This is a genomic window from Brucella haematophila, assembly GCF_005938105.1.
GTDB lineage: Bacteria > Pseudomonadota > Alphaproteobacteria > Rhizobiales > Rhizobiaceae > Brucella > Brucella haematophila.
Map to the genome: position 1 here is coordinate 48,852 of NZ_VCPE01000019.1, position 11,436 is coordinate 60,287.

The window sequence follows — 11,436 nt, forward strand, 5'->3', positions numbered from 1 at the left end:
CATGCAATAACGCAGCTTTTCGAAAGTTGCCACAAAAACATGAGTAAGTTATACCTCTTTTAGATTGAGATTTCAGGAAAACGGATTTGGGTTTCCATCCGCATATGAAAAGCCGGATAGAAGACGTCACTTTACTTGACGATCTTCATTATCGCGTCTGGAACGGCGCGATTGCAGACGTGTGGTCTGTCGAATGCGGTCCCGGCGCGCGCGGCGAATATGTTTCACAAGCGCCGCGCCTGTTTCTCGTCTGCGAAAGTCAGGGCGCACTGGATATCCGTCCCGGCAGCAAAGGGCGTGCGGTCGCGCAAGGCGCGAACCCGTCGCGCCTCTGTTATATTCCGGCGGGCATGACGATCTGGAGCGAGAGTGCGAGGCCGGGCAAGCTCAAGCATCTCGATTTGCATCTGGACACCAACACGCTTCAGCAGCGCTTTGGCGGCGCGCTCGACAGAGCTGCGATTGAGCGTCCGCGCCTGTTGTTTTCCAATACCAAAATCGAACAGATCGGCGGGCTTCTGGCGGAAGAGTGCCTGTCCAATGCGCCGTTGCACGATCTCTATGGCGAAGGCCTGATTAACGCGCTGGTCGCGGAATTGTTCGGGGCGGAAGCGCAGCCACGGGCGGGCGCCAGCAAACTTTCGCCATGGCGTCTGCGGCGCGTGACTGATTTCATCGAAGATAATTACGCGCGCATCATCCGCTTGCAGGAACTGGCCGATCTGGCGGGCCTGTCGGAAACCTATTTCTGTAGCGCCTTCAAGGCATCGACGGGCGTGTCGCCGCATAGCTGGCAGATGGAGCGGCGCATTGCACGGGCACAAATGTTGCTGCTTCAGGCACACACGCCACTGCCGCATATTGCGGCGCTGGTCGGGTTCTCCGATCAGGCCCATTTCACCCGTGTTTTCAAGAAGCAGACTGGCACCACACCGGCAGCATGGCTGAAGCAGCAATTGTAATATCGCAACAGTCTCGATTGCTTTTTTACCGCGCGCTGAGATGAGCTGAAAATCGTTCAATTTGGCGGAAGAACGAACAATCCCGCTGTATAATCTTGATATAAGCACTCATATTAACGAGCCCGTCTACGGGGTCGCGGGAGCCTGTGAAGGTTCGCGTTTTTTATCCTTTGAGGGGTCACATCATATGCCGTCGATGAAGCACAATCTTCTCGTCCTGCTGGCAAGCGGTACCGCGCTTGCCGCCATTCCTGCATTTGCGCAGGAAGCCAATAAACCCCTCGAGCTGAACACGGTTGTCATCCAGTCGGATGGCAATGGCGGCACCACGCGCGCCGAAGGTCTTGGACCGGTCAAGGGTTTTGTCCCGCGCGCCACGACCACAGGTTCGAAAGACAGTGTTGCAATCGACAAGATCCCGCAATCCGTATCGGTTGTCGGACGCGATCAGATGGATGCGCTCGGCGCGCAGAAGATCGACGAAGCCTTGCGTTATACGCCCGGCGTACTGGCGCAGCCTTTCGGCGTCGATAATGATACGAACTGGCTTTATATTCGCGGCTTCGACGCGACGGCCAACGGCACCTATCTCGATGGGTTGCAGAATTTCAGCTACGGCTTCGGCGGTTACTTCATCGACAGTTTCGGGATCGAGCGTATCGACGTTCTGCGCGGCCCGGCATCCGCTCTTTACGGCGGTGCCAATCCGGGTGGTATCGTCAACTATATCAGCAAGCGTCCGACGGGTGAGCGTCTGCGCTATCTCGAAGCGGGCATCAACAGCTACGGCAATGGCTATCTGGGCTTCGATGTTGGCGACAAGGCAACGGAGACGGTCAATTACCGCGTCAACGGCAAGATTCAGGGCGGCAATAACTACACGGATTTCTCCAAGGAGTTTCGTGGCGTCATCTCGTCGAGCATCGAATACAAGCCGGATGAATCGACCAGCCTGACCATTCTGGCCAATTATACCCATCTCGACCTGACGCATGATGGCGGCTTTCTGCCTTACTATGGCACGGTGGTGCCGACCGAGTTCGGCAAGATTTCGCGCAAGGCCAATTTCACTGAGCCGGATGTCGATTCCTATGACCGCGAGCAGCTGTCGATCGGCTATGAGTTCGAACACACATTCGACAGTGACTGGACGATCCGTCAGAATGTTCGCTACGGCTTTGCACATGTGAAGGAGCACAGCCTCTATCCATATGGATATGACGGTTTCCTTGCTCAGCCCACGGCGGGCAATCCTTATCTGTCTCGCATCAACTTCAAGCATGATACGACGGTCAACACCTTCCAGGCCGATAATCAGCTTGAAGGCAAGGTGACGACCGGAGCCATCGACCACAATCTGCTGTTCGGCGCGGAGTACCGGTATTTCCGCATCGACCAGATGCAGCAGACCGGCGGCGCGACGATCATCGACGCCTATAACCCGGTTTATGGTGAGGCTCAGGGACCGATGTGGGATCCCTATATCGATCAGAATCTGCGGCGCAATCAGCTCGGTGTCTATGCGCAGGACCGCATGGAATTCGGCGATGGCTGGATACTGACGCTGAACGGTCGCTATGATCACGTCTGGACCGAAGCTTCGGGACTGCCGAGCTTCGAATATGACACGGGTCGCTTTTCGGGTCGTGCAGGTCTTGGCTACGAATTTGAAAACGGCATTACGCCTTATGTCAGCGCCGCAACCTTCTTCAATCCGATCATCGAGACCCTGTATGACGGCAGCTATGCCAAGCCGGAAACCGGCGTTCAGTACGAAGCGGGCGTCAAATATCGTCCGGAATTCTTTGATGGTCTGATCACCGCATCCTTCTTCGATTTGACCAAGGAAAACTCGCTGACCGGCTCGAGCTTTGCCCGCGAACAGCTTGGCAAGGTCAATTCGCGCGGCTTCGAACTTGAAGTTCAGGCCAATATTGCTGATGACTGGAAGGTCACGGCGAGCGTGACCGCCTATGATCTGAAGGTCAAGGAAAACGCCTCGGATGAATCGCTGGTTGGCAAGCGTCCTTATCTTCTGCCGGAACAGCAGGCTTCGCTCTTCGTCGAATACAAGGTGCCGGAAGGCGCGCTTAAGGGCGTGACGCTCGGCGGCGGCGTGCGTTATGTCGGTTCGTCCTATGCCGACGAGCAGAACACGCTCAAGGTGCCTGCGGTTGCGCTTGCCGATTTGAAACTCGGTTATGAAAAGGATAATTGGGGCATCGATCTCAACGTGACCAATCTGTTCGACAAGAATTATGTCGCTGGATGTCAGGGCGTCTATGTCTGCGGTTATGGCGAAGGCAGGAAGGCTTTGCTCAAGGTGCACACCAAGTGGTGATGCGCCGGTTCTGGCCGCGCGTTCTGTCATGAAAGTTACCCGTCGCACGGTTCTCGGATTTGCAGGCGCCCTTTTCGTGGCGCCTGCACTGCGTTCGGCCTATGCGGCATCGACGCGTTTCGCCGTGATCGACTGGGCCATGCTGGAGACCGCGCTGGCTATCGGCGCGGTGCCGGCGGCAGCGTCAGAACTGCGCCAGTACCGACAGATGCAGCTTGAACCGGCCGTGCCGGAAAGTGTCGCCGATCTCGGTCTGCGCGGTGCGCCCAATCTTGAGCTGCTGCGCATGATCGAGCCGGATCTGATTGTTGCCTCCAACTTCTATGAATATCAGCGTGCAGCCCTTGAACGCGTTGCGCCGGTTTTCGCACCGACTGTCTACAGTGCGGGTCAACCGCCCTACGCAATGCTGGAAGAGGCGACGTCAGGTCTTGGCGAAAAGCTCGGTCTGGCTGCGGAAGCCCGCGCCTATGTTGCGACGGTCGCGCGCGAGATTGCCGAGGCGCGCCAGCATTTCGCATCGGCTTCCGGGCATAAGGTCTTCGTCATCAGTCTGGGCGATGCCCGCCATTTTCGCGCATTTGGTCGCGATAGTCTGTTTGGCGATGTGCTGGTGCGGCTTGGTTTCGAGAATGCATGGACGCAGGACACCAGCTATTCAGCCGCAGCGCCGGTGGGGCTGGAACAATTGGCTGAAGCGCCGGACGCATCCATCGTGGTCATCGGCCCGACCGATCCAGAAACCCTTTATCGCCTGCCGCAGAATTCGCTGTGGAATGCGCTGCCTGCCATCCGTGAAAAACGCGTTCTGTTCCTGCCGCCGCTTGATCATTTCGGCGGATTGCCAGCGGCGCGCCGCTTTGCCCAGCTTCTTCTCCAGAATTGGGGAGAGAATGGGGAGGCTCGCCTATGACGCAAGCGGTCGAGGCCAGAGTTGCAGGCATAAGGCCGTTCCTGTTCTGGGGGCTGCTCGCCCTTGTCGCAGCTCTTATGGCCGCTTTCGAGTTTACGCGGGCACTGAATGCCCCTGCAAGTTCGCCTGAATTACTGGCGCTGCATCGGGTCATCGCATTCGACACCGTTCTGCCACGCAATGCCATGGCGCTGATCTGCGGCGCAGGTCTTGGGCTTTCGGGTTTGCTGTTGCAGCAGGTGTTGCGCAATCCCCTTGCTGAACCTTCGACGTTGGGCATTGCCGCCGGGGCGCAGCTCGCCATGACGGCGGGTATGCTCTATCTGCCCGCGGCGCTGATCTTCCGCGAATGGCTGGCACTGGCTGGCGGTCTGGCGGCGGTCAGTCTCGTGCTGGCGCTCAACTGGAAGCGCTCACTGGAACCGGCTTCTGTTATTCTCTGCGGCATGATCGTGTCGCTAACCGCAACGGCGGCAAGCACGGCGCTCATTCTGGCCAATGGCGAGTATGTCTTTTCACTGTTCGTCTGGGGTGGCGGCTCGCTGGAACAGCAGAGCTGGGGACCGGGCATTTCGCTTGGCTTCCGGGTTTTGATCGGCGGCGGCCTTGCCTTCTTCCTGCTACGCCCGCTGACCCTGCTGGCGCTCGACAATGCCAATGCGCGCAGTCTCGGCCTGTCGCTGGCGGCAAGCCGCCTGCTGGTGATTGCCATTGCCGTCTGGCTGGCGGCGAGCATCACTGCCGAGGTTGGCATTTTGGGCTTTGTCGGTCTGGTCGCCCCCACGCTGGCGCAATTGTCTGGCGCGCGGCGTCTCAAGACGAAGCTGATCGTTGCACCCGCTATTGGGGCGGTTTTGCTCTGGTTAACTGATGGCTGCGTGAGCCTGTTGCAGACTGTCACTGGCGACCGCCTGCCGGTGGGCGCTGCGACCGCACTGCTCGGTGGCCCCTTGCTGCTGTGGATGCTGCCGCGCCTCCGCATGTTTGAATGGCCGTCGGGCAAGAGCGAGGAAAGCGCGGTTCGCCTGAAGCGCGCGGGGCTTTTCTTCGCCGTTCTGCTGTTGCTTGTTCTGCTCGCTGCTGCCATCACGCTCACTCTCGGTCGGGGTGAAGACGGCTTCGTCCTTGCCCGTGGTGAATTGTTCGACGCACTTTTCGACTGGCGCTTGCAAAGGCTTGCTCTCGCGGGGTTGTCGGGCGGCATGCTGGCTCTGGCCGGGGCCATTCTCCAGCGCATGACCGGCAATCCGCTCGCCAGCCCTGAAATTCTGGGCGTCGGCCTTGGTGCGGGAGGCGGTCTGGCGGTGGTTCTGCTGCTGCCGGTTGCGGGCCTGTCCATGCAATGGCTCGGCGCGACCATCGGCTCGGTTCTGGCGCTGATCTTCATTCTGGCCGTTGCAGCGCGCAGTGGCTTCGGTGCTGAAAAGCTGCTTCTGGCTGGTGTCGGCCTTGGCGCGATGGTCAGCTCCATTCTGACTGCCATCATTGCAACCGGCTCCCCGCAGGCCTTTGTTCTGCTTGGCTGGTTAAGCGGCACCGGCGCACAGGCAATGCCCATGCAACTTTGGTTGGCGGCAATCGCATTGGCGGCGGGGTTTGCCCTTCTGCTCGCCCTGTCGCGCTGGCTCGACATTCTGCCGCTCGGCTCGGTGACAATGCGGAGTCTTGGTCTTTCGCTCATCCTGCCGCGTCTTGTCATCGTGCTGATTGCAGCGCTTTTGACGGCCATCGCGTCCATGATGGTTGGGCCGCTTTCGTTTGTCGGGCTGATTGCTCCACATCTGGCGCGCAATTTCGGCCTGCATACGCCGAAGCGCTTCCTGACGGCATCCATGCTGATCGGTGCTTTGATGATGGTCAGCGCAGACTGGCTCGCGCGGATGGTGGCTTTTCCCTACAACCTGCCGCTCGGCCTGTTCGCCTCGCTTCTGGGCGGAGCCTGCTTCATCGCGCTTATGTCGCGCCGTAGCTCCCTATAAAATGTGATATTTTTGATACATGCGCTTTGGAAAGCTTGGCTGCCCAGCCCCTGTTCGCAGCCTGATGGAGCGCTGGCTTATCAGTGGAAGCCTATGTTTTGTTTGTAAAAACATGACTATTCAACACATGATTTTGTCGCGCTGGCTGGAATTCTTCTAAATCACTGTGATTGCATGAGATTTTCCGAATCGCTATTGCCGATGCAGAGCAATATGTCTGCGGGGACCGCGATAGAATGACCTCACGGCTGTGGGATCTGACTGAACTTTACGAGAGCGAGCAGGTTGGTCTGCGCGCTTTCGTGCGGCGTATCGTCGGCAACACGGCGACCGCAGAAGATGTCGTCCAGCAGGCCTTTCTCAACATGCTGTCGCGGCCAGACAATGGCCCTCCCGATGCCGCGCCGGGCGCGGCCTATGTCAAACGCGCCGCGCGCAATCTGGCACTCAATCACCTGCGCGATGCGCGCCGCCGCTCCGATGTGGAGATTGAGGACGACGCGCCGGAACGTTACGCCGACAGCACGCCTTCACCGGAAATCACTGCACTTTATCGCAGCGAGCTGCGCCGTCTTTTGCAGGCCATTGCAGACTTGCCGCCACGTCGCCGTGAGGCTTTTGTCCTCAACAGGATCGAAGGCCTGACTTACGATGAAGTGGCCGTGCGTATGGGAATTTCGCGCAATACGGTTATAACCCAGATTGTGGCGGCTCTGGCCGAACTCGACAAACGGCTTTCCGCATAGGAAGAGCCAAGGCAGTTGTGGGCAGGCATGAAGGATTTCGAGACCGACCCGGTTTTCATGAAGGCGCTGGAATGGTTCGTGCTTTTGCAGGATACCGCCGTCAGCGCCGATGACCGGCGTGCATTCTCGGCCTGGATGGCATCTGATCCGGCGCACCGTGTTGCTTATGAGCGTGCGCAAGCCCTGTGGCAGCGTTTCGATGCGGTAAAACCCGAATATGACAGGTACAAGGGCTCGAACCGCGTCAGCAGGCGCGGTGTCATTCTGGGCGGGCTTGCGGCGCTGGTGCTGGCGCCGGGCGTCTATATGCTGTCGCGCCCCGGCCTGTTTGCAACCTACAAGACCGATGTTGGCGAGCGCCGCAGCTTTACCCTTGCCGATGGCAGCACGGTGGAGCTTGGTAGCTATTCCGCGCTATCGGTCGATTTTTCCGACAAACGCCGCGATCTGGTGCTGCATCAGGGGCAGGGCTTCTTTCAGGTCGCCGCCGATGCGGCGCGTCCTTTTGTGGTTTCCGCCAAAGGCGGCACCATCACCGCGCTTGGCACAGCCTTCGATGTCAAGCTGGACGAAGATGCAGTTACGGTTTCCGTGGTGGAACACGCCGTGTCGGTGGCCTTTGGCGATGCCGCACCAGTGCGGCTCGACGAAGGCTGGCAACTGACGTTCGGTGGTGATGCGATTGCCGCGCCGCACCGCTCCGACAGTCAGATCGTCGAAGCATGGCGCAATGATCGCGTGATCTTCGAAGATGTGCCGCTGCGCCGTGTGTTGACGGAACTCGAACGTTATCGTCGGGGCAGAATTTTCCTGACCGACGCCGAAATAGGCAATATGCCGGTGACGGCGATCTTCGACACGCGCGACGCAGAGGCGGCGCTTGCCACCATTGCGGAAACCCTTCCCGTCAAGGTTATGAACGCTTCCGGCTGGGTAACAGTCGTCACGCGACGCTAACTTGACAAAAATTATCAAAAATATTTTCCAGACCGATCATTAGTTCGCGCTTCCGAGGTGTCTAACCATCTGAGGGGCTGCTTGGCGGCCGCCATGAAACAGAGTTTCCCGCCCGTCGGCGGGGGTGTCAGACATTGGGGATTGCAGCATGCGCGTGGATAAGACGAGCGGAATTCAGACAGGGATTGGCCAGGGACGCGCAGCTCTTCTTCTCAAATCGAAGCTCTCCTTGCATCTTCTGGCAGCAAGCGCATTGGTTGCCGTCGCTTCGTTTGCGGCAAGCCCGGTCTGGGCACAGGCGGCAGGTGCCGGGCAGCAGGTGCAGCGCATTTCCTTCGATATTGCCGCACAGCCTTTGTCCAAGGCTCTGGTGCAATATTCCAACAACACCGGCGTCCAGCTTTTCTATGATGCCAATATCGTGCGCGGCAAAAACTCCTCTGGTGCGAAAGGCTCGCTCACCCGTTCGGAAGCCCTGAACAGTATTCTGTCCGGCTCGGGCCTCTCCTACCGCATTCGCGGCAACACGGTGACCATTTCCGCCCAGCAGGCAGGCGACGCAGCAGCCGTGGCTGCGGACGGTTCGCTGCTTCTCGACACGATCACCCTGCAAGGCGCAGTGGCAGGCGACACATCGGGCAGCGTCGTGGTCGAAAATTCCAGAGGCGCAACCAAGACCGATACGCCATTGATTGAAGTGCCGCAGTCGGTTTCAGTGGTCAGCCGCAAGCAGATCGAAACCCAGAATGCGCAGAGCGTGACGGAAATCCTGCGCTATGTGCCGGGCGTGACGATTGAAACCTACGGTCCGGACCCGAAGGGTTATGACTGGATCCTGATGCGCGGTTTCAACGCCCAGTCCACCAGTTCCTATCAGGATGGCCTGCGCCAGCTTTCCAACAGCTACACCTTTTTCCGCACCGACCCCTATGAGCTGGATTCGTTGGAGGTGCTGCGCGGGCCGGTATCGTCGCTCTATGGTCAGAGCGATGCGGGCGGTCTGGTCAATCGCGTCACCAAGAAGCCGCAGGCTGAAGCCTTTCATGAAGCTTCGGTGGAATACGGCAGCTATAACCGCAAGCAGTTCGGCGTCGATCTGACGGGTCCGGTCAATGAAGACAAGACGCTGCTTTATCGCATGATCGGCGTGGTGCGCAAAAGCGATACGCAGTTCGAATATTCCAATGGCGACGAGGTCAAGGACGACCGGTACATGTTCGCGCCGTCGCTCACCTGGGCGCCGGATGCCGACACGTCGTTGACTGTTTCCGGCCAACTATTGCGTGACGACAGCGGCGGCAGTGTTCTGCCTGCCACGATCAGCAATCTTTATCCGAACTCGCCGGATATTCTGGTCGGCGATCCTGATTTCAACAGAAGCGTGCAGAAGCAGGGCAGCATCGGCTATGAGTTCGAACATCATCTGAACGACACCTGGACCCTGAAGCAGAACCTGCGTTACGGTCAGGTGAGCTTCCTTCTCGACAATGTTCTGGCGCTTGGTCTTGGACCGACGGGGATTACCCGTCAGGCGCGTCGTTTCGACGAGAATATGAGCGGCTTTGTTGTAGACAATCAGGCAGTTGCCGAATTCGAAACCGGCAATATCGCGCATGAAGCGCTGCTCGGTCTCGACTATTCCTATTCCGACTCCGACGTCTCGCAATATCGCGACCCGGCGCCAAGTCTCAATCCGTTCAACCCGTCTTACGGTATTCCCATCGCCGTGCCGACGACACTGACGCAGAGCTATCGCCAGAAATATAATCAGACCGGCATTTATGCGCAGGATCAGATCAAGTTCAACGATAGCTGGATCGTGACGCTCGGCGGTCGTTATGACTGGCTGAATCTCGACAATCATAACCGTCTCGATGACAGCGATACGGATCAGAACATCGGCAAGTTCAGTGGTCGCGCCGGCATCACCTATGTCACGCCTTGGGGCATTGCGCCCTATGTCAGCTATTCGGAATCCTTCGTTCCCAATCTCGGTACGGACAATAGCGGCAACACCTTCGATCCGTCGGAAGGGCGTCAGTGGGAAGCAGGCGTGAAATACCAGCCGAAGGAATTCGACGGTCTGTTCACGATGGCATGGTTCGACATCGTGAAGTCGAATGTGGTTTCCTACAGCTATATTGATGGCCCGCAGGCAACCGGCGAAGTCCATTCGCGTGGTCTGGAGCTGGAAGGCAAGGTCAACCTTTCCTATGGTTGGGACTTCATTGGCTCCTATACCTACACCCATACCGAAATCACTGAAGACGCCGCCGCCTATATCGGCAAGCAGTCCACAATGGTGCCTGAACATCAGGCCTCGGCATGGCTCAACTACACATTCAACAGCGGCGTTTTGGAAGGGCTGAGCCTTGGTAGCGGCGTGCGTTATGTCGGTTCCAGCTATGGTGACAAGGCCAATACCGTCAAGGTTGACGGCCGCACATTGGTTGATGCGGGTGTGAGCTACAAATACAAGGATATGACCTTTCAGCTCAATGCGACGAACCTCTTCGACAAGAAGTATTTCACGACCTGTGAAGATACCGTGAGCTGCTATGAAGGTGACCGTCGCTCGGTCATTGGCCGGGTTAAGGTCAGTTTCTAAGGCGAGTGCTTTGCTGACCCGTCGCCAGATATTACTCGGCCTGTTGTCGGGACCGGGCCTCGCACTTTGCGCGGGGCCTTCCGGCTTTCTGCATCAGGTGCAAGCAGGGGATGCGCCGCGCATTGTGTCGATAGACTGGGCGGCGGCAGAAGCTATGTTGTCTTTGGGTATCGTGCCGGTAGGGCTCTCCGATACGAGTTTCTACCGTCAGCGCATGGCGTCGCCGGTCTTGCCCGACACTGTCGCCGATGTCGGGCCATTCTGGGAAATCAATCTTGAAGCGCTGGCAGAATTGCGGCCAGATTTCATCATCGCCACCGATTATAATATGGTCATGACGCCGCGCATTGCGGATGTGGCGCGAGTGGAGCTGGTGCCAAGTATCACCACACCCAATGTCGAGCGCTATCAGCTGGCCGTCGATATTCTCAACCGCGTGGCCGAACTGTGCGGCGTGCCGCGTTCCGGCGCAGATGCGATTGCGCAAATGGCCGAGGACCGCTTTGCCGAGGCGCGGGCAAAGCTTGCCGGGCACAACCATCCTGTCGGGATCATGCTGCCCGATATTGGCGGGCGCGAGATGACCATGTATGGCGCGGGTACGCTGCCGGATGCCGTGCTGCGCAAGCTCGGTCTTGCCAATATCTGGACGGGGCCGGTCAACGGAACCGGCATGGCGCGCGCCGGTCTCGACCGGCTGATGGACAACCCTGATGCCGCATTTCTGGTGGTCGATATTCCGTCGCAACGGCTTCAAACGGAGCGTTCGCTGCAACAAAACACCATGTGGAAATTGCTTGCTCCTGTGCGTAACAAACGCGTTGCCTGGCTGAACCAGTTTCACCCCTTCGGCGGCATAGCGTCTGCGGTGCATCTGTCGGGGCTGATCGCATCTGCCCTGACACAGATGCCGGAAAAGGCGTGAGGTTG

General features: G+C 58.3%; 8 protein-coding genes. All 8 read left to right on the forward strand.

Translation table 11 applies throughout. The features are described 5' to 3' along the window. The first annotated feature begins 86 nt into the window (after positions 1–86). The 8 genes from FGI60_RS22085 to FGI60_RS22120 all read left to right on the forward strand — a co-directional run bounded on the left by FGI60_RS22085 (position 87) and on the right by FGI60_RS22120 (position 11,431). Complete coding sequence (locus FGI60_RS22085) at positions 87–962, forward strand: helix-turn-helix transcriptional regulator (protein ID WP_138787015.1); 876 nt, start codon at positions 87–89, stop codon at positions 960–962. 187 nt (positions 963–1,149) lie between these two features. Further along, complete coding sequence (locus FGI60_RS22090) at positions 1,150–3,303, forward strand: TonB-dependent siderophore receptor (RefSeq protein WP_138787016.1); 2,154 nt, start codon at positions 1,150–1,152, stop codon at positions 3,301–3,303. Between the two features lie 28 nt (positions 3,304–3,331). After that, positions 3,332–4,216, forward strand: a complete 885-nt coding sequence (locus FGI60_RS22095) for an ABC transporter substrate-binding protein (RefSeq protein ID WP_138787017.1) — start codon at positions 3,332–3,334, stop codon at positions 4,214–4,216. Continuing rightward, entirely contained in the window at positions 4,213–6,195 is a 1,983-nt protein-coding gene (gene fhuB, locus FGI60_RS22100; protein WP_138787018.1) for a Fe(3+)-hydroxamate ABC transporter permease FhuB, read from the forward strand. Before FGI60_RS22095 ends, fhuB begins: the two co-directional genes overlap by 4 nt. A 236-nt stretch (positions 6,196–6,431) precedes the next feature. Beyond that, the gene (locus tag FGI60_RS22105; protein ID WP_138787019.1) at positions 6,432–6,941 is read left to right on the forward strand and encodes an RNA polymerase sigma factor; all 510 of its coding nucleotides are present in this window, start codon (positions 6,432–6,434) and stop codon (positions 6,939–6,941) included. 27 nt (positions 6,942–6,968) lie between these two features. Next, positions 6,969–7,898 (forward strand): FecR family protein, encoded by a 930-nt coding sequence (locus FGI60_RS22110; RefSeq protein ID WP_138787020.1) that lies wholly within the window; start codon positions 6,969–6,971, stop codon positions 7,896–7,898. Positions 7,899–8,046: 148 nt separating this feature from the next. Next, entirely contained in the window at positions 8,047–10,506 is a 2,460-nt protein-coding gene (locus tag FGI60_RS22115; protein WP_138787021.1) for a TonB-dependent siderophore receptor, read from the forward strand. Positions 10,507–10,516: 10 nt separating this feature from the next. Further along, the gene (locus FGI60_RS22120; protein WP_235889897.1) at positions 10,517–11,431 is read left to right on the forward strand and encodes an ABC transporter substrate-binding protein; all 915 of its coding nucleotides are present in this window, start codon (positions 10,517–10,519) and stop codon (positions 11,429–11,431) included. Positions 11,432–11,436: the final 5 nt, after the last annotated feature.

Excerpts from the sequence above, each read along its gene's own strand:
- FGI60_RS22105 (WP_138787019.1), top strand. The coding sequence starts at position 6,432 with ATGACCTCACGGCTGTGGGATCTGACTGAACTTTACGAGAGCGAGCAG.
- FGI60_RS22115 (WP_138787021.1), top strand. The coding sequence starts at position 8,047 with ATGCGCGTGGATAAGACGAGCGGAATTCAGACAGGGATTGGCCAGGGA.
- FGI60_RS22090 (WP_138787016.1), top strand. The coding sequence starts at position 1,150 with ATGCCGTCGATGAAGCACAATCTTCTCGTCCTGCTGGCAAGCGGTACC.
- FGI60_RS22095 (WP_138787017.1), top strand. The coding sequence starts at position 3,332 with ATGAAAGTTACCCGTCGCACGGTTCTCGGATTTGCAGGCGCCCTTTTC.
- FGI60_RS22110 (WP_138787020.1), top strand. The coding sequence starts at position 6,969 with ATGAAGGATTTCGAGACCGACCCGGTTTTCATGAAGGCGCTGGAATGG.
- fhuB (WP_138787018.1), top strand. The coding sequence starts at position 4,213 with ATGACGCAAGCGGTCGAGGCCAGAGTTGCAGGCATAAGGCCGTTCCTG.